Raw genomic sequence first — 25,172 nt, forward strand, 5'->3', positions numbered from 1 at the left:
AATGTCAGTCTATTAAGCTTTGTTAGTGATGAAATTTAACTGTTTTCCAGACTTGCCATTGCTGTTTGTACTTTTTCTACTTGCTTGGGTGCAGGCATATCATTGAAAATAGCGATCGCCTGACTAAATGTCTCTCTACTTTGATTAATTTCACCCATTCTTTGATAAGTTATTCCTAACTGATAGTATGCTTTGGCTAAATTGCATTTATCAGACACCGTATTCATATTAGCGATCGCTTCTAAATGTTTATCTACCGCCATTGTAAACTCCCCCCTTTCTCGATATAACGATGCTAAACAAGATGTAGCCCTCGCTTCTAAAAAACTAAACTGATTTTGCCGACAATGGTTAATAGCCTGGTGACACATTTCCAAAGCAGTTTCTATCAAACTTAAATTCTTATAAGTCAAGCTGAGAAATAGTAAACTAGTTCCCATGCCCCACGAAGTTAATCTGTGATTTGATAGTCCTGCCTCCGCTTCTCGTAGCATATAGGTTACATTTTGATTCTGCCCAATAGAAGAATCTAAATAGGCTAAACAACACAGAGAATAAACAACATATTGATAATAATTTCTGTCTGTTGTTGCTAAATTCTTCACGTAGTAAAAAATCTGACTTGCTCTGTCAGTTTCCCACAAGTCTGTGTAACAAAGACCTAAATTAAAGCTACTAGATATTCTTTCTTGTAGAAAGTCAGACTTTTCCGCAATTTCTTTAGACTTGTGGTGGCATTCCAAGGCAGATTTAATATTACCTACTTGGTGATAAGCTCTACCTAAGAGGTTATAAAGTATGTTCAAATGGTAGTCGGAGTTTAAGTTTTGAATTAGGGGATTAATTACAGAAATCAGTGTTTCTAATAAACCCAACCTGTTAAACAAAACTCCTAAAGAGATACTGTTATCCCATTTATTTGGTCTACCACGAATAATTACATTAGCTGCTTGTTCAAAATCCCCAATTTCCATATAGTGATGATAAGCCTCCAATGCCATTAAAGCATCCTGAGGATTTTCAACTTGCACAGCGCTATTATTCCAAAAAATGGCAGCTTTTTGATTAGATATTTGCCATTCACAGCTTTGCTTCAAACGAGCGATCGCCTCTGTACAAATTACTGGATGTAGCCAATATTTTCCCTTCCGAAATTCTATCAATAAGCGGTCAGTCAGGTATTTAATTACTCGTCTAGCTTGTTCTTCAGGGACATCCCAAAGTAAACATTGCAATCCCTGAAGACTCACATGAGTTACATCTTGATAGCGATAGCATCCCAATCGGCAAAGCAATCGATATGCTTGACTATCCATTTGTTCTAAACGGTCAAACTGACTAGCAACTAAATTCTTGAGTTCTGGTTCAATTAATAAATCATTCTTATTTTCTCGCCAATAAATATCAGCATCTCCTTCAAAATCTGTAGTGATTGCACCACTAATAATTTGCATGGCTTTAGCATTTCCACCAAAAGCCTTGCACATTTCACCGAGTGCTGTTGAATCAGATTTAATTTGACAACTAGTAAAAAATTGTTGCCAAGTACACTCATCTAAACCTCCTAGAGGATAGAAAGTCACATCTACCCCTGATTCATACAGGCGTTCACGGCTAGTAATCAGGGTGATAGATTGGATGGTAGGGTCTGCTAATACTCGTAACAGTTCTACATAAGGACGACGAGAAGCAATAATTTGACCGTTTCTATCTAAAGCTGATTCAAGATTATCAATCAGAACTCCTATCTTACGAGTTTCGTCCCGCAGCTTGCGCCGTAGCCTATCTAAATTGATCCCGAACTCTTTACCTGGTTCTTCGTTAAAATCAACCCTCAGCCATTCCTCAACTACACTTTCTACAGAAACAATATGTTGACTTTCCTTAGCCATCCACAACTCTAGGAAATAAAAACCTTGAGTTTTAAAATACCTACGCGCTAAAGTAGTTTTGCCAACACCGCCTTCACCTTGGATGAGGATAATTTTTGCGCCTCGAACAATATAGCTATTGAGTTCAGCTATTTCGCGATCGCGCCCCACAAAGTTATAATCCAGTTCTTGTGGCTTGCCATTATCGAGGACTGGATTTAAAATAGGCGACATCCTTTGTAGTCTCTGCAATCGCCAACATCTCTGAACTACTGAGTAAAAATTAGATTTAGAGACTTTTTCGCCCAAGACATTGGTCAGTAGTTGCCACAATTCTGCACCAACTGCTTTTAAATGCGCTTCCGTATAACCACAAATGTCAGCTATATTTTGATAAGTCTGTTTTCTATCCTCCCATAAATTACGTAAAATTATTCTTTGAGTAGTATCTAAACGTTCTCCTGTTGTCTGAAAAACCAAGCTATCCAAAAGCTCTAGAGCTTCTTCTGCACCCATCGATCGCCTGACTGTATCATTTGTGCTTAATTATAACCATATTTTCACGATTTCTCCCTTGGCAGCACTACCACAAACTACTTTTTCCTACTGAGTAGGAAATTAGATGTCTTACTTTATCCAACTGCAAATTCCGTAAGATTGTATTACTCTTGTAATTAATACAGGCGAAGTTAAGTTAACTGCCAGGAGATACACGGTTGAGGAGAGATGTTATACCAATTCAAAATTAAGTAAGCCCGATTTCACAAGGGCTTCTAAGTTTGGATCTGCTACTGAATTTTGGATAATTGGTATTAGTGGTAAAGCTAAAACCTTTGGCTTACTACATAACATATATAGCTGAATAAGTCGTCATTCCTACTCAATATTTATTTAAGTAGGTTCTAATATATAGGCGGTAGGCATTAACTAACTAGATTCTGTAGAGCGTGCAAATAGTTATGTTCCTCTCCACCCTACAGGAGTTCAATAATGTTGAATAAAGATTGTCATCATGACTGCAATCAGAGTTATTGCCCATTTGCTCAAGATAATAACAATGCCAATAGATATGTCTGTCTCAAATGTGGTACTGAGCGAGAAATAAATAGATATTCTTCTGGTTTTGGCTCATTTTTAATGTTGTTGTTGAGTTTGTTTATTGCCTTCCAACTATTAGTTACCTATGAAAGACAAAACAATCAACCACAGCAAGAGTCTCCCATCTCTTCACAGAGTTAGACAATTAATTCCTTGTCAAAAGATATTTACCCCTGAATTGTGAGGAAAATTATGACCACAAATGAAGATACCCTGCTATTTCGCTTAGTTTCTAAATTGTTGAAATACTTCTTGTTGATGCTGTTTGGCGTGGCGATCGCCTATGTTCTCTCTAAAGCTTTAGGTGCTTTACACATCATTGAGATATTGGTTGCTGTTTTACAAACTGTGTTTGTCCCTCTGGGAGTTATTCTCCTGTGTTTAATTACAATTATGGTCATTTTTGAATCTGTGCGCTAGTAAATAGAACATAGGATGTAAGAGTTCAAGGATGAAAAATCTTTGTACTCCTACATTATTTTCTTGCAGCTAACTCATTTTTTCCCAGGCCATTTAGTACCCATTTCAGTCAATGCAGAAAAAACGAGGTACACAATAAGCAAACCCACACCTACAAAAAAAGCTAGTAAGTCATTATCCATACAAACAATAAAAAAGCCCGCATGAGCGGACTAAAGTAGAAGGGTCAAATGATCGAAATTGACTATGAGATTTTTAAATCCCTTCTTTATTTTTAGCAATTCGTTCTTCAAATGCAAGCATTAAACAACAAATTTTTAGACATAATTACGGTAATTATGTCTTTTGATATATATATTTTCTCCTAATTGAATAGGAAAAACAATATTTTTTAATTTTGTCAATATCCACAAGAAGTATTTATATTAGGAGATGATTAATTGTTATGTTTCAATAGAAGTCACAAATTCAGTAGCAATTTAAAAGAATTATTTTTTATTTTTTAATTGTTATTCTCTACTCCCAGTCTACGCAAGTCATACCGAATTTATGCAACGCCTAAATATCAGGAACTTCAAGATAAAAAATATCCAACCTGTAGGGTGCGTCAGTGCGATAGAACCTAACTATACTCAGAAATTATTCATACTGACGCACTCTACCTAACCATCAATTGCGGATAATTTATTTTTTGGTGTTCCCTTAAACAATTGCAGATATAACAGCCATAGCTAATCTCTGATTCGCTATAGAAATAGGATGATTCCAGAGAGAGCGATCGCATTGCTGTTGCGGAATTCGGATTAAGCGATCGCAATAACTTTACTGGTCGTCTACGATGAGGGGGATGAGGGAGATAGCAATTCTTCCTCAGATCCTCTCAATCCCCAGTTTTAAATATCCAGCCTTTGGTAAACCTGATCCAAATGCTTGAGATGTTGCTGTGGGTCAAAACACAGGGCAATTTCTGCTGGTGACAAGTTTTGAGTAACACGAGGATCTTGAATTATCAAGTCGTGGAAGTTACCTTCTGGCTTATTCCAAGCAGCATGGGCGTTTTGTTGCACAATCGCATAGGCTTCTTCCCGGCTTAATCCTTTGTCTACTAATGCCAGCAGCACTTTTTGGCTGAACACAACGCCACCATAGCAGTTGAGGTTCCGCGCCATGTTTTCTGGGTAGACTAACAGGTTTTTCACCAAATCGGTGATTTCCTTTAGCATGAAGTGGGTCAAAATACAAGCATCTGGCAGAATTACCCGTTCTACAGAACTATGGGAAATATCTCGTTCGTGCCATAGTGCCACATCTTCTAAAGCTGCGCCGGCATGACTTCTAATTAACCGCGCCATCCCCGTCAGTCGTTCTGAACGGATGGGGTTACGTTTGTGTGGCATTGCACTAGAACCTTTTTGCCCTTTCGAGAAAAATTCCTCGACTTCCAGAACGTCTGTTTTTTGTAGATTGCGGATTTCTACAGCAAAGCGTTCAATAGAGGCGGCGATTAGGGCTAATTGCTGCACAAAGTCAGCATGGATATCGCGGGAAATGACTTGTGTAGAGGCTGTATCAGGCTTGAGTCCGAGTTTTTGACAGGCGATCGCTTCTACGCGGGGTTCGATGTTGGCGTAGGTTCCTACTGCGCCAGAAATCTTACCCACCGCGATCGTTTCGCGGAGAATCGTCAGCCGTTGTTGGTGACGTAACACTTCAGCCAACCAACCAGCCAGTTTAAATCCAAAGGTGATCGGTTCGGCATGAATCCCATGCGATCGCCCAGCCATGACTGTATAACGGTGTTCCCGTGCTTTTTGGCGAATCACCTCAATCAAATCTTCTAGGCGTTGCGCCAAAACATCCAAACTAGCAACCAATTGTAAAGCTAGAGCTGTATCTAGTACATCTGAACTAGTTAATCCCAAGTGAATGTAACGTCCAGCATCACCTACGTACTCATTGACATTAGTCAAAAAAGCAATGACATCGTGACGGACTTCCGCCTCTATTTCCAGTACCCGTTGCGGATCAAAATTAGCTTTAGCTTTGATTTCCTCAACAGCAGCAGATGGAATATAACCCAATTCCGCTTGGGCTTCACAAACTGCAATTTCCACCTGAAGCCAGGTTTTTAGTTTATAAAATTCAGTCCACAGGTTGCCCATTTCGGGCAGAGTATAACGCTCTATCAACGTTCGCGGCAGAATACAACTGTCATATTTTAACCCGCATTGGCAGGCAATGGTCATGATAGTTCAGTCAGATACTCAAGTCCGGTGTTTGGGGTGGGTGGAGGTTTCGCCTTTTAGTCGTTTTCCCATTTGTTACTAACAGTAACAATGGTGGATTCAAGAAACGCTGAAATATAGCAACCAGTTCATAATTTGTAATTATCTAGTTTCTAGTCCTTAGCTTCTCCGATTCTCATTGGCAGAATTTTTATTATTCAAAGGCATGGCGTGACGATCTGGAACAATGCGTCTGCCATATTTCCTAGCATAAACTTGAGTAAATTCAGCACCAAAAAATAGAATTTGGGCAGTATAATAAACCCAAGCCAAAATCAACACCACTGAACCAGCAGCGCCGTAAGCTGAACCAAAACCAGCATTACCTAAATACTGTCCTAATAAAAACCTACCAATAGAAAATAAAATTGAAGTAATAATCGCTCCAACTAAAACATCACTCCAAGTAATCCTCACATCGGGTAAGACTTTAAAAATTAATCCAAACAGCAACGTAGTAACGACAAAAGAAATAATAAAGTTAAGAATTTGCCAGAGAAAATCTACACCCGGTAATAAGCCACCAAAATAATTTACTACCGTTGATAATACTGTACTAACTACTAAAGAAACTAAGAGCAGAAAGCCAATACCTAACACCATCCCAAAAGATAAAAAACGCTGGCGAAAAATAGTTTTAACACCGCGTCCGGGTTTTGGTTGTACTTCCCAAATCGTGTTGAGGGAATCTTGTAACTCGATAAAAATACCAGTTGCACCCAGTAGTAAAAGGGCGATACTAATCAGGGATGCTATAGTACCTGTTTGTGGTCTATCTACATTTTGGATGGCAGTTTCAATAAATTCTGCCCCTTCTCTACCGACTAAACCTTGAATTTGTTGAACAATTTCACCCCTAGCCGCGTCTTGACCGAAAATTGCACCGGCGATCGCAATTACAATAATTAACAACGGTGCAATAGAAAATACCGTGTAGTAAGCTAACGCAGCCGCTAAACGTGAGGCTTTATCATCACTCCATTCTTGAAACGCCTCTTGAAAAAGTTGCCAAATCGCTTTTAAATTCATTTCCTCATTCTCCCTTTTAGGAAGATGCCGCTTTATCACCTGATATATTTGATACTGATTTGTCCAGTATTGGCATCTTTCCCTGGGTACTTATGCAGTTACCTTGAGGAATAATTTTCTGATCTAGATTTAAAACTTAGTGCGATCGCACTGAAATTACATAATTTATGCCATTTACAACTTTCTTTCAAATGTAAGTATGTAGCTTAGGGGTTAGGGGATGAAAATCAAAACACCTAAATCATATATTAAATTAACTGCGTTCTCCTACACCCTGATACCCCTATACCCTTAGCCATAACCACACTCAAACTTTAAATCGCTGCTTCTTCACGCTGACAGTCAAACACAACCATAAAGGAAGCATTCGGTATTACTTGACGTAGATGCTGTACATAACCATCAGCATCAGAACGACTACGAAAGCGAGCCACAATCTCACGTTGTGTATCGGGAAGTAAACGCGCAATAGCCCAAGAATTTAGACGTTGTTTATAGGCGATTGGCTGAGTTTCGGACTTTGTTGCTGTGTATTCGGTGTTTTGTGGCATGATTATCTTAACCGTATTAAGTTTCAGTAAGGGTGTTAGTAAATATCTGAGCAGAAATTTACTAGCCCCTTTTTTTTATGATCTGCCACCTTGTTATTCCATTATTAAAAAATTGTCAACACTGAGTGATACATTTTAGACTGAACTTAAGTTATAAATTACAAATAGCACTGAATTTACAATCTCCAATAAACTATGCCTTGTCGTCAGTGAAAAGAAAAGTAAAACTTAAAATTCAGTTTATTTAACTGAGGGTTACTAAAATCTTTTGTATAAAATTTATCGAACAAACCTAGTACTGGTATTAGAAAAATATGTGTTGTATTAAATCTTACGATAAGGTCAAAATTTTTGTAAATTTTCAGCGCTTGTGTAATTATTGAGTGTTTAATATTACTAAAATCTAGCTAAAATTTCTCAAGTAATTTCTTAGGATTTACATAAATCTTGACCAATGTTTAGAGGTTAGTTAAAATTTCTGCATTAAATTATACTTTTAAATCATCAAATGTCATTAGTAACATCAATAATTCAGAAGATAGCGCCCCAAATAGGTGCAGTTGTCGTCATAGATCCAGAATATGAATTAGTAGGACATATTACATTTAAAAATGGCAAAAAATCCCTTTTTAGTACTAACAAATTAAATATTAATGGTTTTGGTTCGGCAGAGATAGCAAAAGATAAAGGTTATTCTAAATTTTTTCTGAAACATTTTGGCTATAAAGTCACTGAAGGGCAAACATTTTTTAATCATAAAGTGTGTGCAAGAATAGGTAATGGGAAAAATATTGATGCTGGATTTGAGTATGCTAAAAATTTGGGCTTTCCTGTAATTATTAAACCCATCAATCTCAGCCAAGGAAAACTAGTTACAAAAATTCATAATAAAACAGAATATTATCAGGTAGCTAAAAAGATATTCCGAATTAATGCCGGACTAATTATTGAAAGATTCTACGTTGGTAGAGACTACAGAATTGTTGTTATAGATGATGAAATAATAGCAGCATATCAAAGGCTACCCCTATCTGTAATAGGAGATGGGAAATCGAGCGTTGCTGAGTTAGTCCAAAATAAACAAGAAAGCTTCATTAGAAGTGTGAGAAAAAAACTTATAGATGTTGACGACTTTCGGATAAAACGCAAATTACAGAAACAAAATCTGAATTTTAACAGTATTATTCCCAACGGGAAAATAATTTATCTTTTAGATAATGCTAATTTATCGAGTGGTGGTGAGGCAGTAGATGTTACAGATAGTATCCATCCTGACTTTCAAAAATTAGCTTTAAATGTCACAAAAGATATGGGTCTGAGATTAATGGGGTTAGATATTATTACTCAAGATATCACCAGGCCAATGGTAGATTATGTCATCATCGAAGTTAATGGTTCTCCTGGCTTGACTCACTATGCCTCAATTGGAGATGTTCAAACTAAGAGAGTAGAATATTTATATCTTAAAGTTTTAAAAGCATTAGAAATAGGGTATAACAACGAAAATTAAAGAGACTTATATTTAGAAGATAAAATGATGTACTTCATCCAGATAAAAAGCTCTGTAGTAGTAGGGAATAGAAAATACATTGGACAGAATATAAAGTAAATCTCACTAAAAACTATGATGAGAAAAATAAAATTTTAATTATCAATGTATTAATTCAAATATGAAATTTTTAAGCCACACTCCTATCATTCACATATCCAAGCCAAGTGCTGATTTCTACTCTGTTTTTTCTCAAGCAGAAATTCTAGAAATAGTTCAGACCTTAGAAGTTCAACGAGAAATACCTCTTAAGTATTCTTATAAAGGTAGAGGGGCAAAAATTTGGGATAATTTTTATCTAAAATATATTATTCCCACATGGTATCGGAAATCAAATATAGAGATTGACTTGTTAGAAGCAAATTTTGAATATATTAATGGTAACTATCAGAAATGTGAAAAAATTAATATTATAGATGTAGGTGCAGGTAACTCCTATCCGGTAAAATCATATATTGATAGACTGAATAAAATAAATAAAATTAACAAATATATTGCTTTAGATATTAGTGAAGATTTGCTTAAGGTATCTAGCAAAAATATAAAAAAATGGTTTCCCTTAATTGATTGTGCCAATTACAGAATTGATATAGAAAATACTTGTGTGCCAAAAAATATTTTAGAAAATCAACATAAAAAAATAGCTAATATATTCTTACATTTAGGTGTAACGATCGCCAATCATCAAAATAGAACTCAGGTATTCAAAAACTTTCGAGACAGCATGAATGAAAATGATTTACTTGTCTTCACTAATGAGATTGGTTCTAGTTCTCAATGGGATGGGATAGCTAGGGGTGGTTGTAAGCATCATGCAGACCAAGTATATAGATGGATTACAAATAATATTGGGATTAGAAGAGAAGACTGTGAACTTGTAAGAAAATATGATCTAGCAACAGATAGTATAGTTGCTAATATGAAATTTCGGCAGAATTACACAATAAATTTCAGTTATTTAGGAATAGATAAAAATATCGAAATATCGGCAGGTGAAGAAATTACTATTTGGAGACATCATAAGTTTGAAATAACCGCACTCATACAAGAAATTGAAGAAGCTGGATTAAAACTTGTCCACTATAGTACTAACAAGTATTCATCTCATCTCATGATGATTTGTGAGATTGAAAATAATTCGTAATTAGGGATTTCCAGATAAAAAAGTATCTAAAATGTAGGGTGCGTCAGTGCAATAAAACCTAACTGTACCAAGAAATTATTCATACTGACGCACCCTACTAACTTTCAAACAGCAAATATGAATCCTAGATTTATACAAATATCTGAATTAGAATTGCTCACACCAGTAAGTTTTAACCATGCTTTGATAGTGCTGGCAAATCTTGATAGTGATTTGGCGCGGGTTTTAGAGACCCTGGGAACTCCTCCCTTATGGAAAAGGGAAGCGGGGTTTCCTACACTAGTGCAGATAATTCTGGAACAACAAGTTTCCTTGGCTGCTGCAAAGGCTGTTTTTAATCGTTTATTGGAAATTGTTAAACCCCTAACACCAGAAAATTTTTTGCAATTCGATGATGAGCAATTCAGATTAATTGGTTTTAGTCGGCAAAAAAGTTTATATTGTCGAGGATTGGCAAATGCTATTGTCAGTAATCAACTTGATTTAACCAAATTGCCAACAATGGATGAAAATGCCATTAGAACTCAGTTAAAGCGAATTAAAGGCATTGGTGACTGGACGGTTGATATTTATCTACTCATGGCGCTACAACACCGTGATGCCTTTCCTAAAGGCGATTTAGGGCTGTTAATTGCAGCACAGCAGGTTAAAGGTTTGGCAACACGTCCTACACCTGTACAATTAGAAGCGATCGCTCAAAATTGGCGACCGTGGAGAGCAGTAGCAGCCAGAATACTCTGGCACTACTATTTAAATAATCATGGTAAAGCCGTTACAGTTTACCAGTGAACACCCGATCAGCCGGGCCAGTCATGTAAATTCGTTGGTCTGTTTCTGACCATTCAATTTCTAAGCAGCCACCAGGTAATTCTACAGTAGCCAGGCGATCGCTTCTGCCAGTCAACACAGCAGCCACCAACGCAGCACAAGCACCAGTACCGCAAGCTAGAGTAATCCCCGCGCCTCTTTCCCAGACACGCATTTTTAAATAATCACGACTCACAACTTGAATAAATTCGGTGTTCGTCCGTTGGGGAAACGCTGGGTGATGTTCAAATTTAGGGCCGATGCTTGCTAAAGGAATCGCTGCTACATCTTCCACAAAAGTAATACAGTGGGGATTCCCCATGCTCACACAGGTAACATCCCAAGTTTGCCCCTCTACATCTAGAGGTTGGTTCACTACTTTAGCATCAACAGCAGCCAGATTTGTAGGAATTTCCCCAGCCAGTAACCGAGGTAAACCCATATCCACCTTGATTTGTCCATCGGGGGTGAGTTGGGGCGTAATCACACCAGCCAAGGTATGAATGCGATAGGTATCTTTGCTGCGAGACATCCCTTCCAAGTCAGCCAGGAACGCAGCTAGACAGCGAATACCGTTACCACACATTTCCGGTTCTGAACCATCAGAATTAAAAATCCGCATCGTGTAATCAGTACCGTTTTCTCCAGGTAAAGCAAAAATTACACCATCAGCCCCGATACCAAAGTGGCGATCGCACCACTGCACAGCTTGCTCTGGAGTGATTGCAGGCGTTTTAGCAGAGCGATTATCAATGAGAATAAAATCGTTGCCTAGACCGTGATACTTAGTAAATTCGATTGCCATTTTTCCCATGATGAATTATCAATGATTAGGTATTGGTGATTGAGAAGAAATTTTCCTCTATTACCCATTACCCATTACCTATTACCTAATCCATCAATTATTTCATCATTATCAAAAATGACTATAACTGAATTTGACACCTCATTACCTAGCATTCGGCAAGTACAAAACCTAATTAAACAAGCAGCAGCAGTAGAATTCAAACTAGTGACAGGAGACACAATTACAGGTAGGGTTTTATGGCAAGACCCAAACTGTGTGTGCATTGCCGATGAAAATAGCCACCAAACTACAATTTGGAAACAAGCGATCGCCTATTTACAGCCTAAAGGATAAGAGGCAGGGGGCAGGGAGCAGGGAGCAGGGGAGGCAGGGGAAGCAGGGGAAGAGAAAAAAGCTTAACTGAACTGTATTGCCCTACACTTGTCAGACACCCTATCCCCTACACCCCTATACTCTGTTCATTTACTTAAACGACTTCTTTCATCACGGGAATAGATGCAGGTATTTCGCTGACGACAGCAAACAAAGGCTGCATTTGATTCAAACTTGGGAGACTACCACATAATAGAACTTGATCGCCAGTCCGTAAGTCTATACTGCCATCGGGAGAACGCATAAACTTACCATCTCGCCGTATCGCCTGGACTTTGATTCCCGTTTGTGGTTCCAATGCCAAATTAGCCAAAGTTTTACCCACAATCGGGGAATTAGCATCCACTGTTACCCATTGACAAGCGTTATTTTCTCCTGGGACAGCCACCTTACCTTGGGCAAATTCTTCTAAGGCTGCTACTTCTTCATTAGCGCCGACAATCAACAAGCGATCACCTGCTTCTAGTTTGGTTTGATTATTGGGATAATCAATTTCATCACCGTTAGTGCGGCGAATTGCCATCAAACTCACCCCTGTTAAATAGCGCATATCTGATTCTTCTAAACTCATACCAATCAGGGGAGAATCGGCTGGTAAGTCATACCAACGGCGATTTAAATCTTGAGTTACTTGCTGTAAATGGCGGGAAACCTCCTCAGCATTCCGTTCTGGGCGAAAATCTAAGTAATGATCGCTGCGGATTTGCTGCATTTCCTGTTGTAATACACTTGATGTCCAGCCGATATCAGTTAATAAATGAGTCGCCATTTCAATACTCGCTTCAAACTCCGGCTGGACTACTTCCCTAGCACCTAGTTGGTAAAGCAATTCAATATTTTTGTCTTGGGTAGCACGAACCACCAAATCGAGTTCAGGACACAGTTCCAAAGCCCGTTTCACACACAGACGGGTACTCATAGGGTCAGGGAGAGCGATCGCCATCCCTTTGGCATAATTCACCCCTGCTGTTTCCAGGACGTGAAAACTGACGCAATTACCATATACATAAGGTATTCCCGCTTCTCGCACCTGTTGAATCCGGCTTTCTGATTGATCAATAACCACTATGGGCAAATTGTGTTGCTGCAACAGCTTCACCAAATTCTTACCCACTCGCCCATAACCGCAGACTACTATATGATCCTGAAATGGTAAATCTTCTGATACATCTAACGCCTGACCTTCCCCGTCTAGGTAGGGTTTGAGCCAAGGGATAGATTCGGCAAAGTTAAATAAAAATGGTACTAACCGCAACACAAATGGGGTGAGCATGAGTGTAACGGCTGTAGTTCCCAAAATCAGTAAATATATGCGTCGGGACACCAACCCTAAAGCTTGTCCTTCACTGGCTAACACAAAGGAAAACTCCCCAATCTGTGCCAATCCCAATCCAGCAATTAAGGCTGTTTTCAACGGGTAGCGGAATAGTTTGACTAAGGGAGTGATAATTAAGAACTTGCCAACGAAAACTAAAGCCACCAACCCTAAAATTAATTCTAGATTCTGCCATAAAAACACCGGGTCAATTAACATCCCAATGGCGGCGAAGAATAAACTAGCAAAAATATCTCGTAGTGGTTCTACATAGGTCAAGGTTTGGTCAGCATATTCCACCTCAGAAATCATCAACCCAGCGACGAAAGCCCCCATCTCAATGGAGAGTCCCATATATTCCGTCAGTAGAGCAATACCCAAACACAACGCCACCACACCTAACAAAAATAGTTCTCGGCTTTCCGTGCGGGCTAAAAGTCGTAGCAAAGGCGGGATGACCCAAATCCCAGCCACCACAGCCCCAGCCGCAAATAAACCAATCCTGACCAAAGCTGTGAGGACAGCCACACCAATGACTTCCCCTGGTTCATGCAAAGCTGGTAACACCGCCAGCATTAATCCCAGCGCCAAATCCTGCACAACCAGAATCCCCAGCATAACTTGACCGTGGGGCGTTTCCGTTTCGTTGCGCTCCATCAAACACTTGAGGACGACGGCTGTGGAAGATAGGGAAAGAATTGACCCCAGAAACACGCCCTTAGCGGGTAATGTCCCCCAAGCTCCCGTTAACCCACAAACCAGCACCGTAATTAAGATTGTCAGGGCAATTTGCAGCCCACCACCACCGAGGGCGATCGCCTTTACCTTCTTCAACTCAGCAAAGGAAAATTCTACACCCAAGGCAAATAACAAGAAAGCAACGCCAAACTGTGCCAGAGTCTCTACTTGAATCACCTCTTTAATTAGCCCCAGCCCAGCCGGCCCCACCACCATCCCGCCGATGAGATAGCCCAGCAGCACGGGTTGTTTGAGCAACGCCGCAAACAATCCGCCACAAGCAGCAACGGCAAGAACTGACACTAAATCAACAATTAATCTAAAATCTTCTTGCACCAGTTTTTCTAAGAACTATTAAGACCTATTAACTTTAGAATACAAATTTTTAACTATCTGCGGGAAGGGAGACTTCAAAATTCAAAATTCCAGGTATTGATTAGGCGATCGCTTCCATCAAGCCAATATCTTAGGACAAATTTTATACTGAATACTTGGCTACCCTCTGCATGATGAACACACTGATTTCTGGGTAAACTAAAAAAAGCTTAATGTTTATATACCATCAGGTTTACACCTGATGACAAGTAACTCAGAAGGGGAAATCAAATGGTAAAGACAAGTTATGAATTTGACCAACCCATCCTACCTACGGGATTTTCATTAAAGACTAATATTTTGCTGCGTTTTCGGGCTGATATACCGGAATCTCCCCGACGTAACCTGAACCTTTCTCTGGTAATTGATCGCTCAGGTTCTATGGCTGGCGCAGCTTTAAATCATGCGCTGAAGGCTGCTGAATCTGTAGTAGATCAACTTGAGTCAAAAGATATCCTCTCAGTGGTAGTTTACGATGATGCAGTGGATACGGTTGTGTCACCCCAGCCTGTAACCGATAAATCTGCGCTCAAAAAATCTATACGTCAGGTGAGAGTGGGTGGTATTACTAACTTGTCTGGGGGATGGCTGAAGGGTTGTGAGTATGTGAAAAACCAACTTGACCCACAAAAAATCAACCGTGTACTGCTGTTGACTGATGGTCACGCCAATATGGGTATTCAAGACCCGAAGATACTCACAGCAACATCAGCGCAAAAAGCTGAGGAAGGAATTACTACAACTACTCTAGGTTTTGCTCAAGGTTTCAATGAGGATTTGCTCATTGGGATGGCTAGAGCCGCCAGTGGCAATTTTTACTTCATCCAAAGCATCGATGAAGCGGCTGAAGTGTTTAGCATTGAACTAGATAGTCTCAGAGCAGTGGTAGGTCAAAACCTGAAAGTAACATTAGAGTTGGCTGATGGTGTGAGTTTGGTTGATACCTTAAGTCTGGCTAAAGTTAGTCAAAATGAGGCTGGTCAACCAGTGATGACTTTGGGTGAGCTTTACGAGGGAGAGGATAAGCTTTTGGGGTTGAGTTTGATGATATCCTCGGCTCCAGTAGGTGAATTACCCGTGATGAAGCTGCATTACAGTGCTGATGTGGTGGAGAATGACATTATTCAAAGTGTGTCAGGAACAACCGATGTCATCGCCAGAGTAGGGACTGTTGAGGAATCAGCCTTAGCCTCTTCCAGCCATATTATCCTTGACCTCAGCCGCCTAACGATCGCTAAAGCCAAAGAAACAGCCCTCGATTTAGCTGAACGTGGTCAGCATCAAGAAGCTGAAAAAATCTTGCGTGATTTGGTGCAGCATCTCCGTGAACAAGGCTTGAATGAGCATTTTGAAATTGCTGAGGAAATCGATCAATTGGAGTATTTCGCGGGTCGAATTGCTCAACAAGCTCTAGGTAATGCGGGACGTAAAGAACTACGCGATCAAAGTTACCAGACAATGACACGCAATCGTAGTGATTTGGCGGGTCGTGGTGTTACGGCTGGTGATGAAGTATATGGAATGCCGATTGTCAATGAAGTCGGTTCTGGTGTGGAACTTTCCTGCGTTCGAGAAGGCGGTAAGTTGCGAGTTAAAGTTGTATCCGATGGTTACGATACAACTAAAAATGTGCAGTTTCCGCGATCGATTCGTGCCGAGGGTGCGCGGTACATTGTTGAAGGATTGGAACTTTCCAGCGATCGCACTTTTTACCGTGTAGTTGGCAAAATCAACCGTTTCGCTAAACCCGGTGAAGCCGATATTTTCATCGCACCCAGGCAATCCAGGTCAACTAGCAGTGGTAAAGCATCCAAAGCCCCAGCCACCGCCGCCGACCTTGTAACCACTGATACTATAGATGATGGAGTTCTAGTTCAATGTGTCAAAGATGGCAGCAAGTTACGAGCTAGGGTAGTTTCTGACGGATATGAACCAGATTGGAATATGCGTTTCCCCCGTTCCATTCGTGAGGAGGGAATGCTTTATGTCGTTGATGAAATCAAAACCGCACCTGATGGCAAGTCTTATATTGCTTGTGGTGATATTAAGCGATTTTTACAACCTAATACAAATTGATGGCTGTTGGATTAATATTACGCCTCAATCAGGGGGTGATAGTCGTCGGGGTTGGTAAAACCAGCAACCCAGGCGGCTGCTTGATGGCAAGTTTGCATATAGGGGGGGACACGGAGGATATGGATGTGTGCTGTTGATGGACAGGTGACTTTTAAGACCATGAGGGGTTCGTCATCTTCAAAGGGGATGTAGATTAGTTGACGTTCCCCGCCAGCATCTTGATCGCGATCGCGTACTAATCCCCCCACTTGCTGCAAAAATGTTTCGTATCCTAGACGCTCAATTAGCACTCGCCGCAATTCAACATTGTCTATTTTGAGGATATCTTGCCCTGTGATGGATTGAGATGCAAAGGCAATACTATCGCTTACTTCCACACCTCGCCAGCGTAATATAAAACCATGTCCCTCGCCTAAACTTGTAATCCCACTTCCAGCCAACTCAATCCAACGGGTGACATGAAGACCTTGGGGAAGGTTGGTTAGGTTCACACAGTCACTAATATCTAGACTTTCACAAGTAAGATTTTCCGGTAGATTATAAAGCTCTATCGCACCGCTTAAATTTAGATGTCCCAAAACGCGCATCCCATCCCATGCGCGATGTTCCAGGAGCAGTTTTCGCGCTAGTTGAGGCGATACAGGCTCGTAATTTTCCCTTTGTTTTTGCGGCGATCGCTTCTTCGGGACACGCCCATTTGACATCATGTTCAGCATTAATCCTCTACCTCCATGTAAGCATCAGGACGATATTCTCTTTGTCTCCAAACGCGGTAAATTCCTTGAGGTAATTCAATTGCTCGATGTTCTTCATGAATCAGGGTAGCACTCTCTTGTTTAACCTCAAGAAACATCTCACTACCATGTACCCACAACTGAACACCATGAGATTCCTGTATGCGATGGCTGTGTCCTGTGACTTCACCATGAGCTAAAGTAGTACCTGCTCGTTTTTGGGCAGCATTCGGTATGTTATCAATACGTCTTAGCAAAACGTCGCCATGTCTGTAAAGCGCATTGGCTTGGTTAATTGAGGATTTGTTGCCGTTATTCAGCATACAGTTTGATGGAAAACTGGTATTTCAGCTTTTGAATGTCAGTATATTATAGTACAAAATTACTAAGAAGCCCTTTTTTGTCTCACTCCGCACAATTGATAATTAAATGGGTTAAGGCATCGATTAGGCGATCGCTCTCCATTGGCATAATATCTTTACCGTGCATAATCTCTTGTGTCATTACGAAATGCACTAATGAACCAATCAAAATTCTGGCTGTGGCTTCTGGGTCTGGGATGTTAAGTTCGGGACGAGAAGCTATATATTTACTAATGGTGTCTATGGCTGGCTTGGCAATACTACCGATAAAAATTTGCGCTAAGGCTGGAAAACGCGCAGATTCACCAATCAACAAGCGCTCAAAGGACTGATATTCTGGGTCATCAATCATTTGATTTAAGGCTGTTTTCGCTAACCGCCTCAGCACTATATATGGTTCACCCTGCAATGCTTGAGTTCCCAAAATAGATTGAAACCGTTTTCTTGCTAATTTCTCTATTAATGCTTTAAATAAACCTTCTTTATCTTGGAAATGACTATATACTGTTGCTTTGGAAACCCCAGCAGCTTCCGCTACTTTATCCATGCTAGTAGCAGCGTAGCCGTTCGCTAAAAATTCCTGCATCGCACCTTGCAGAATTTTTTCTACTTTGTCTGTTGAATTTGAACGATCTGTTTCCCCAATTTTTGGGCGAGCCATTTTTAAATAATCCTTAAAGGTTATGAATAAAATCAAGAGTCCACAGTCTAAAGCAATAAGTAAATGACTATTGACTAAACTAGTCGGTTTAGTATAATCATATTATATAACTATACAGTTTAGTTTTGTATATCTCAGATCAGATATCGAGTAGAGCTTGAGCATATAAGAGAAGCTGTATCAGTTAAGAAATAAGGGTGTAGGGGGAGTAGAGAACTAATGACCAATGACTATTGACTAACTTAATAAAATTCGATTTGAGTCAGCGAAGTTGAAATTGCTACAAAGGTATGCGATTGTGCAGAATTCAAAGCTTGACCGTTCAATTTCTCCTCAATCGATTTTACGTCCTGTGATTTTTTTAGCTTGTTTTGCATCGTTTGTGGCGATAGGAATCAGTTTTTATATAGGTTTAAATTTTCGGGAAGCATCTAATCAAAGGGTACAAGCACCAGCAGCATTATTACCAGAGCTAAAAACGGTTACAGCTTTAGGACGGATTGAACCAAAGGGGAAAGTGATTAAACTGTCGGCGACTACATCTAATGAAGGTAGTCGGGTAGAACAACTGTTAGTCAAAGAGGGGGATAGGGTAAAACCGGGACAATTGATTGCAATTTTGGATAGCCGCGATCGCTTAGAGGCTGCGTTAAAAGAAGCCCAAGAACAGGTAAAGGTAGCTCAAGCCAACCTCAACCGTATCCAAGCTGGAGCCAAAGGAGGAGAGATTGCGGCTCAACAAGCCACAATTGCCAGGTTAGAAGCCGAAGGGCGGGGTAATATTGCGGCTCAACTAGCTACTGTAGCGCGGTTACAAGCCGAAGTCAGAAACGCTCAAGCCGAAAACCAACGCTATCAAACACTCTATCAACAGGGAGCAGTTTCCGCATCTGAGGGCGATCGCAAGCGGTTAAACCTAGAAACTGCCGAAAAAACCCTCCAAGAAGCCCAAGCCAACTTGCAGCGCATCCAAACTACTAGCCAGCAACAACTGCAACAAGCCAAAGCCACGCTAGCACAAATCACTGAAGTTCGTGGAGTAGATGTAGAAGCCGCCAAAGCCGAAGTCAATCGCGCCATAGCAGCGATGAATCAAGCGAAAGTGCATTTACAACAAGCCTACGTGCGATGGCCTAAAGACCTGGGAAAATCATCTTCCCAAGATGCTCAAGTGTTTGAAATTCACACCCGTCCAGGGGAATTAGTCTCAAGTGATGGGATTGTCGATATTGGACAAACTCATCAAATGTACGTAGTAGCAGAAGTATACGAAAGCGATATTAGCAAAGTCAAACCAGGACAACAAGTACGAATTATTGGTGATTACTTACCTGTAGAAATGCAGGGAATCGTTGAACGTAAAGGCTTACAAATAAGGCGGCAAAATGTAGTCAATACTGACCCTGCTAGCAATATTGATAACAGAGTGGTAGAAGTTCAAATCCGTTTAGATCCTACTTCTAGTCAAAAAGCTGCTGATTTAACAAATATGCAGGTTAAAGCCGTCATCGAGTTGTAGGCGTTGCTAAACCAAATTATGAAAATCTCACGCAGAGGCGCAGAGAAATTACCTATGATGGGAATTTTCCAACAATTGCGGCGACGAACGCCTTTAGGATGGCTACAACTGAGTCATGAAAGAAGTCGGCTTTTAGTTGCATTGTCAGGTATTGCTTTTGCTGACTTGTTAATGTTCATGCAGCTGGGATTTCAAGCGGCGCTGTATGACAGTAACACTAGATTACATCGCGGTTTGCAGGCTGATATTATTGTTATCGGTTCTCAAACTCGCAACCTGCAACGCATTTCTACGTTTTCCCGGCGGCGACTTTACCAAGCAATGGATGTCCCAGGGGTGAAATCGGCGGAGACGATGTATGTCAGTAATATGGTGTGGAAAAATCCCCAAACACGACGTGATACGGAAATTTTAGTCATCGGGATTAATCCAGATAGGCCAGGTGTGAGCTTTCCTGAAGTTACTCAAAAATTATCAGAAATTAAGCTACCAGATACAGTTATATTTGACCGTGCATCTAGAGGCGATTACCAAGAAACGATCGCCCAACTAGAACAAGGTCAAACTGTCAAAACCGAAGTAGAACGGCGTACAGTGACTATTGCTGGTTTATTTAAACTAGGGGCTTCTTTTAGTGCTGACGGTACTCTTATTACTAGCGATCAAAACTTTTTGCGCTTGTTTCCGCGACAACTAGCTTCTAGTGTCAGCGTGGGTTTGATTCAGTTGGAACCTGGTGTGAACCACCAACAGGTGGTAGCAGCATTACAAGCACGTCTGTCAAATGATGTGAAAGTGCTAACTCATCAGGAATTTATCGAATTTGAAAATAACTTTTGGCGCACTAACTCCCCCATAGGATTTATTTTCAGCATCGGGGTATCAATGGGCTTTGTAGTTGGTGTAATTATCGTTTATCAAGTCTTATCTACAGATGTGAATACTCACCTGCGAGAGTACGCCACCTTCAAAGCCATCGGCTACCGTCATTACTACTTACTAGGTGTGATATTTGAACAGGCTGTAATTTTAGCTCTACTAGGCTTTATTCCTGGATTAACAGTCTCTTTAGGACTTTATCAGATAACTCAAACTGCCACAAACTTACCCATGTATATGACAGCCATTCGGGGATTGCAAGTATTAATCTTAACTATCGTTATGTGTACAATTTCGGGAGCGATCGCCACCCGTAAACTGCAAGCAGCCGATCCAGCCGATATGTTTTAAACCCACGCCCCAATCATGCTGAAAGTCATTTCCATTCGGAATCTTGACCATTACTTTGGTAATGGTTCACTGCGTAAGCAAGTTTTATTTAATATCAATCTAGAGATTAGTGCTGGTGAAATCGTTATTTTGACTGGGCCTTCTGGTTCTGGTAAAACTACCTTACTTAACTTGGTGGGTGGATTGCGAGCGCCCCAGTCTAGCAGTTTACGCGTGTTGGGACAAGAACTTTGTGGGGCTAGTGCGGAAAGATTGGTACAGGCGCGACGGCGTAACGGTTATATTTTTCAAGCACATAATTTGCATGGTAGTTTAACCGCACTCCAGAACGTCACAATGGGGTTAGAACTACACCCATACATTGAGTTAGAAGAAATACAAACTCGTGCATTACAAATTTTAGAACAGGTGGGACTAGGAAACCGTCTGCATTACTACCCCGATCAACTATCGGGAGGACAAAAACAACGAGTGGCGATCGCTCGTGCTTTAGTCAGTCGTCCGCAGCTTGTGTTAGCCGATGAACCGACAGCATCCCTAGATAGCCAATCTGGACGGGACGTAGTTAACTTGATGCAAAAACTCGCTCACGAACAAGGCTGTACAATCCTTATGGTGACGCATGATCATCGTATTTTAGATATAGCTGATCGGATTGTCCAGATGGAGGATGGTAAGCTGATAAATGCTACCCCAGCCACAATTAGTTAAAATTGTTCATCTTTTCGTCGTCAATTTGTAATATAGTCGCCACAACTGTGTGTCATATTCAATGTTGTATTTGGTTACAAAATGCTTTTTTTTGGGTTAAAGGTAGGGATTCCTGCCTTTTTTTTTATTTTTGAATTTTGAATTGGGATTATGAGTGTGTCTGCAAGGCGATCGCTCATCTCTCAAAACAAAATATCAGTTATCAGTTTCATCAGCACCGATAACTGATAGATGTTCATTAATTTAAGCCGTCCGAAAACGTGCCAATTCCTCACCAGTCTTCGCATCATGGGCGTGGACTGTACACACCAGACAAGAATCAAACGATCGCGCGACGTGTCCCACTTCCACAGGATCGCTAGAATCTTCGATAGGTGTTCCTATCAACGCTTCCTCAATGGGGCCTCGGACTCCTTCACTGTCACGGGGGCCGACGTTCCAAGTAGTGGCGGCTATCACTTGGTAATTCTTAATCTTCCCACCTTCTATATCTATCCAGTGACACAAAGAACCCCGTGAGGCTTCCGTTGCACCCCAACCGCGACCGTCTTTTTCTTTAGGTTTGATATACCAAGGATCATTTAAGACGAACTCACGCAGACATCTTTCCGCTTGGCGGTACAATTTGACAATTTCATGAACTCGTGCTAGCTGACGCACATGAATACTAGCACCACCCATTTTTTGGAAAACATCTAGGATAAATCCGTCATAGTGTTGCCAAGATTCGCCATGCTGACCACCTGCAACTAACTGACGTGCTAGGGGGCCGACTTCCAAGCGTCCAAAGTCTTGGTGTAGTACCGCAGTTGACCAAGAATAGGCATTTTTGAAGTCTTTAGTATTTTTCTGGGTGGGGTTGGTGGTGCGGTCAAAGGGATGAACGTCTGCGTTACCTTCGTCATACCAAGAGTGTGTGGTATTCTCACGGGCGAAGGAATGATCCATCAAAGTGTGTGTATTCTCGAAGCTGTCATACACACCGCTTTTCATAATCATGGCGGCGTTGCGTCCTTCGATGGTGGGTTTTTGGTATTTATCTTCATGGGGTAAGTATCCCCAAGACACGTATTTACCCACACCAGCGCCGTATCTATCCAAACCGATATCTAAACCCATGCGCCAATAGAAACCCAAGTCTGACTCACGATGTTTGATGTCTGCTTCTAACCAGTCCATGAAGTCATCGTAAGTTTGGATTTCTTCGTAGCGTTCCAAGGAACAACCCAACCATACAGGTTCTAACCAGTTGGTGCGGAAGTATTCGAGAATTGCCCAAGCGCGGGTAATGTCCGTTAAGGTGGGGGCGCACATCACACCACCAGGCACCATATAACTGCTGTGCGGCCATTGTCCACCAAACAGGGCGTAAATTTCTACGGGTTTGCTGGAAATAGTCACACCAAGTTCATAGGATTTGCCTGTGAAGGCGGCAAAGCGACGGACGGCTTCATCGTAGAAGCGGCTACTACGGTATTTTTTGTTTGTTAAGTCAATGGCAAACAATCCATAGAAGTAACGGGGGATGCTTTGGATTGTTTCGACAATTTGACCGAGGTTTCTGGCTAAGATGGCGTTGCGGGGGACTGTTGTACCCCAGGCTGTATCTAATGCCCAGGATGCAGAAGTTAAGTGAGAAGCACCGCAGATACCACAGATCCGAGGGGTGACAATTAACCCGGCTTGGGGGTCTTTACCCCGGAGAATAATTTCAAACCCGCGAAAAAGTTCGGCGTGTGTCCAAGCGTTAACGACCTGTCCATCTTCAATTTCCACGCGGACATCTAAATCACCCTCGACTCTACCGACTGGTGAAATATCTAATGTTTTAATTGTCATATTTGTCAGTTGTCAGTTGTCGGTTGTCGGTTGTCGGTTGTCAGTAGTAACTGACTATTGACTAAACAGTAAAAAAGTCTTCTTCTGCCCATTTGGGGGCTGCTTCTTTGGCAACCATTGTGAGGACAGCATAGTTTTTATTGCTTACTCCTGGTGGTAGTTCTTTGGGTACTCCCATGACTGTTTGGGTTTTAAATACAGTTCCGGGTTTGAGGTCAAAGAAGGGGAACTCTGGTTCTGTGCAACCTAAACAGGGCATTCCGGCGCGGGTTTTGGAGGATACGCGGTTCCAGAGGATGCGGTTGCAGGATGAATGAGTCATGGGGCCACGACAACCCAAATCGTAGAATAAACAACCTTTGCGTTGTCCAAATTCGGCGGTTGTTGCTTTGTAGGCGAAGTGGACGTTACGAGTACAGCCGGTTTGGGTGAAGGTGTTGAAGAAGGTTTGGGGGCGATTGAGTTCATCGAGGGCGATGTCAGCAATGCGTCCGGTAGCGATCGCCACTAATATCTGCGTAATCCAATCGGGATGGGCTGGACAACCGGGGATATTGATGACTGGTAGTCCTGATTTGGCTACGAAGTCTTTACCTAAGAAACCGCCTGCTTTACGTTTGAGGAATTGTAGTCCTTGGGATTCGCTGGGGTTGGGGGACATGGCTGGGATTCCGCCCCAGGTGGCGCAGTCTCCCACAGCGACGACAAAGCTAGCGGCTTGGGCGAGGTCGGTTAGCCAATCTTTCATGGGGCGATCGGCAAAACGGTTCCATTCACCTGTACCGTTGGGGGCATTCACTACAGTACCTTCAAAGACCAAAATATCTAAAGGTATTTTGCCTAAGATGCAATCCCAGAGTAAGGTTTGTACGTTGTTGCCTAGTTCTAATCCTAAGGAAGGATGCCAAAGTACCTTAATGCCAAAATCAGCAATTAAATCGCAGACTGTCGGTTCTTCGGCATTAAGAAAAGACATGGTGTTGCCCGAACAAGCACCACCTTGCAGCCAGAGTACGTTAGTCATTGGCTATCTATTTATATATTGTTTATCCGATGTGATGCAGGTTTTGACGCTTGTAGAGGTTCACCTGTTTATAAGGTTTACTTTTCAGAATACGGTATTTTTTTATTATATTTATTTTCATTAAATAAAAATTAATCTTTAGAAAAAATTAAATCAAAATTATATTTATATAAATGGTAAATATACCAACATATTTTAATTTTTAAATTTGCATAATCCTGAAAAAATTGTGAATTATGATAGGCATAAATGCTATTTGTAGCATGAAGTGTTTTTGATTGAGGATAACCCTCTAGAATTATATATATATGGTGATTTATATTAAAAAATTAATGAGGAATTTTTCTATACTCTCATCAACAGAGGAACATAATAGCAAATGACGGAAATTTTTAGTAACTTTAACCTCAGCGAATTTCTCGCCAGTATGGTAACAGGTGATGTCACTCTCATCACAGGATTATTCTGGTTAATTACAGCCACAATTATATCAATGATTGGCGGTGCTATTGGTGGGATGATCTTAGCCGGAAAAGATATAGGCTATGGTTTTTCAGCAACGCTGGGGGCATTGTTTGCACCGGCAGGAGCAATTCCTGCCATATTATTAGGTCTTGGTTTACTAAATTTCTTGAGTAATTATTAGGAGGCAAT

Annotated in this window: 22 protein-coding genes; 11 read left to right on the forward strand and 11 right to left on the reverse strand. The window is 41.0% G+C overall.

Translation table 11 applies throughout. From position 1 onward, the window contains the following. Nucleotides 1-35: 35 nt before the first annotated feature. Nucleotides 36-2,387 (reverse strand): tetratricopeptide repeat protein, encoded by a 2,352-nt coding sequence (locus H6G18_RS01230; protein WP_190405250.1) that lies wholly within the window; start codon nucleotides 2,385-2,387, stop codon nucleotides 36-38. Between the two features lie 474 nt (nucleotides 2,388-2,861). Between H6G18_RS01230 and H6G18_RS01235 the strand changes: the two genes are divergently transcribed. Both H6G18_RS01235 and H6G18_RS01240 read left to right on the forward strand, forming a co-directional pair. Next, on the forward strand, nucleotides 2,862-3,110 hold the full coding sequence (locus tag H6G18_RS01235) for a hypothetical protein (protein WP_190405251.1): 249 nt from the start codon (nucleotides 2,862-2,864) through the stop codon (nucleotides 3,108-3,110). Nucleotides 3,111-3,161: 51 nt separating this feature from the next. Further along, entirely contained in the window at nucleotides 3,162-3,389 is a 228-nt protein-coding gene (locus H6G18_RS01240) for a hypothetical protein (RefSeq protein ID WP_190405252.1), read from the forward strand. Between the two features lie 893 nt (nucleotides 3,390-4,282). On the opposite strand, the gene purB is transcribed toward H6G18_RS01240, so the two are convergent. The 3 genes from purB to H6G18_RS01255 all read right to left on the reverse strand — a co-directional run bounded on the left by purB (nucleotide 4,283) and on the right by H6G18_RS01255 (nucleotide 7,254). Continuing rightward, entirely contained in the window at nucleotides 4,283-5,578 is a 1,296-nt protein-coding gene (gene purB, locus H6G18_RS01245) for an adenylosuccinate lyase (protein ID WP_190405291.1), read from the reverse strand. Nucleotides 5,579-5,794: 216 nt separating this feature from the next. Then, nucleotides 5,795-6,703 carry a YihY/virulence factor BrkB family protein gene (locus H6G18_RS01250; RefSeq protein WP_190405253.1) on the reverse strand — a complete coding sequence of 303 codons (909 nt, stop codon included), beginning with the start codon at nucleotides 6,701-6,703 and terminating at the stop codon, nucleotides 5,795-5,797. 314 nt (nucleotides 6,704-7,017) lie between these two features. Then, nucleotides 7,018-7,254: a hypothetical protein gene (locus H6G18_RS01255; protein WP_190405254.1), complete on the reverse strand. Its 237-nt coding sequence runs from the start codon at nucleotides 7,252-7,254 to the stop codon at nucleotides 7,018-7,020. A 508-nt stretch (nucleotides 7,255-7,762) separates the two neighbouring features. Between H6G18_RS01255 and H6G18_RS01260 the strand changes: the two genes are divergently transcribed. The 3 genes from H6G18_RS01260 to H6G18_RS01270 all read left to right on the forward strand — a co-directional run bounded on the left by H6G18_RS01260 (nucleotide 7,763) and on the right by H6G18_RS01270 (nucleotide 10,736). Continuing rightward, nucleotides 7,763-8,764, forward strand: coding sequence for a cyanophycin synthetase (locus H6G18_RS01260; protein WP_190405255.1), 1,002 nt, complete (start codon nucleotides 7,763-7,765; stop codon nucleotides 8,762-8,764). Between the two features lie 160 nt (nucleotides 8,765-8,924). Beyond that, nucleotides 8,925-9,947, forward strand: coding sequence for an L-histidine N(alpha)-methyltransferase (locus tag H6G18_RS01265; protein WP_190405256.1), 1,023 nt, complete (start codon nucleotides 8,925-8,927; stop codon nucleotides 9,945-9,947). A gap of 117 nt (nucleotides 9,948-10,064) precedes the next feature. Then, a complete protein-coding gene (locus H6G18_RS01270) occupies nucleotides 10,065-10,736 on the forward strand; it encodes a DNA-3-methyladenine glycosylase family protein (protein ID WP_190405257.1) in 672 nt (223 codons plus the stop codon). Here the strand turns inward: H6G18_RS01270 and dapF are convergent. Next, entirely contained in the window at nucleotides 10,720-11,559 is an 840-nt protein-coding gene (gene dapF, locus H6G18_RS01275; protein ID WP_190405258.1) for a diaminopimelate epimerase, read from the reverse strand. The genes H6G18_RS01270 and dapF overlap by 17 nt on opposite strands. A gap of 117 nt (nucleotides 11,560-11,676) precedes the next feature. Here dapF and H6G18_RS01280 point away from each other — a divergent pair, with 117 nt between their 5' ends. Next, on the forward strand, nucleotides 11,677-11,895 hold the full coding sequence (locus H6G18_RS01280) for an Hfq-related RNA-binding protein (protein ID WP_190405259.1): 219 nt from the start codon (nucleotides 11,677-11,679) through the stop codon (nucleotides 11,893-11,895). 133 nt (nucleotides 11,896-12,028) lie between these two features. Here the strand turns inward: H6G18_RS01280 and H6G18_RS01285 are convergent, their stop codons facing one another. Next, nucleotides 12,029-14,323 carry a cation:proton antiporter domain-containing protein gene (locus H6G18_RS01285; RefSeq protein WP_190405260.1) on the reverse strand — a complete coding sequence of 765 codons (2,295 nt, stop codon included), beginning with the start codon at nucleotides 14,321-14,323 and terminating at the stop codon, nucleotides 12,029-12,031. 270 nt (nucleotides 14,324-14,593) lie between these two features. On the opposite strand from H6G18_RS01285, the gene H6G18_RS01290 reads away from it, so the two are divergent. Next, on the forward strand, nucleotides 14,594-16,438 hold the full coding sequence (locus tag H6G18_RS01290; RefSeq protein WP_190405261.1) for a vWA domain-containing protein: 1,845 nt from the start codon (nucleotides 14,594-14,596) through the stop codon (nucleotides 16,436-16,438). Between the two features lie 17 nt (nucleotides 16,439-16,455). On the opposite strand, the gene H6G18_RS01295 is transcribed toward H6G18_RS01290, so the two are convergent. The 3 genes from H6G18_RS01295 to H6G18_RS01305 form a co-directional block, all read right to left on the reverse strand. Continuing rightward, the gene (locus H6G18_RS01295) at nucleotides 16,456-17,145 is read right to left on the reverse strand and encodes a DUF6745 domain-containing protein (RefSeq protein WP_242040139.1); all 690 of its coding nucleotides are present in this window, start codon (nucleotides 17,143-17,145) and stop codon (nucleotides 16,456-16,458) included. A gap of 8 nt (nucleotides 17,146-17,153) precedes the next feature. Next, the gene (locus H6G18_RS01300) at nucleotides 17,154-17,495 is read right to left on the reverse strand and encodes a hypothetical protein (protein WP_190405263.1); all 342 of its coding nucleotides are present in this window, start codon (nucleotides 17,493-17,495) and stop codon (nucleotides 17,154-17,156) included. Between the two features lie 82 nt (nucleotides 17,496-17,577). After that, entirely contained in the window at nucleotides 17,578-18,195 is a 618-nt protein-coding gene (locus tag H6G18_RS01305; protein ID WP_190405264.1) for a TetR/AcrR family transcriptional regulator, read from the reverse strand. A 298-nt stretch (nucleotides 18,196-18,493) separates the two neighbouring features. Between H6G18_RS01305 and H6G18_RS01310 the strand changes: the two genes are divergently transcribed. Genes H6G18_RS01310 through H6G18_RS01320 form a run of 3 tightly spaced genes read left to right on the forward strand, consistent with a single transcriptional unit; the run spans nucleotide 18,494 to nucleotide 21,655 of the window. After that, nucleotides 18,494-19,714, forward strand: coding sequence for an ABC exporter membrane fusion protein (locus H6G18_RS01310; protein ID WP_190405265.1), 1,221 nt, complete (start codon nucleotides 18,494-18,496; stop codon nucleotides 19,712-19,714). A gap of 18 nt (nucleotides 19,715-19,732) precedes the next feature. Further along, nucleotides 19,733-20,944, forward strand: coding sequence for an ABC transporter permease DevC (gene devC / locus H6G18_RS01315; protein WP_390824724.1), 1,212 nt, complete (start codon nucleotides 19,733-19,735; stop codon nucleotides 20,942-20,944). Between the two features lie 15 nt (nucleotides 20,945-20,959). Then, nucleotides 20,960-21,655 (forward strand): DevA family ABC transporter ATP-binding protein, encoded by a 696-nt coding sequence (locus H6G18_RS01320; RefSeq protein WP_190405266.1) that lies wholly within the window; start codon nucleotides 20,960-20,962, stop codon nucleotides 21,653-21,655. 243 nt (nucleotides 21,656-21,898) lie between these two features. On the opposite strand, the gene H6G18_RS01325 is transcribed toward H6G18_RS01320, so the two are convergent. Further along, on the reverse strand, nucleotides 21,899-23,494 hold the full coding sequence (locus H6G18_RS01325; protein WP_190405267.1) for a nickel-dependent hydrogenase large subunit: 1,596 nt from the start codon (nucleotides 23,492-23,494) through the stop codon (nucleotides 21,899-21,901). Nucleotides 23,495-23,555: 61 nt separating this feature from the next. Further along, nucleotides 23,556-24,518, reverse strand: a complete 963-nt coding sequence (locus H6G18_RS01330; RefSeq protein ID WP_190405268.1) for a hydrogenase small subunit — start codon at nucleotides 24,516-24,518, stop codon at nucleotides 23,556-23,558. Between the two features lie 379 nt (nucleotides 24,519-24,897). Between H6G18_RS01330 and H6G18_RS01335 the strand changes: the two genes are divergently transcribed. Then, nucleotides 24,898-25,164 carry a hypothetical protein gene (locus tag H6G18_RS01335; protein ID WP_190405269.1) on the forward strand — a complete coding sequence of 89 codons (267 nt, stop codon included), beginning with the start codon at nucleotides 24,898-24,900 and terminating at the stop codon, nucleotides 25,162-25,164. Nucleotides 25,165-25,172 lie beyond the last annotated feature (8 nt).

The organism is Anabaena subtropica FACHB-260 (assembly GCF_014697105.1).
GTDB lineage: Bacteria > Cyanobacteriota > Cyanobacteriia > Cyanobacteriales > Nostocaceae > Trichormus > Trichormus subtropicus.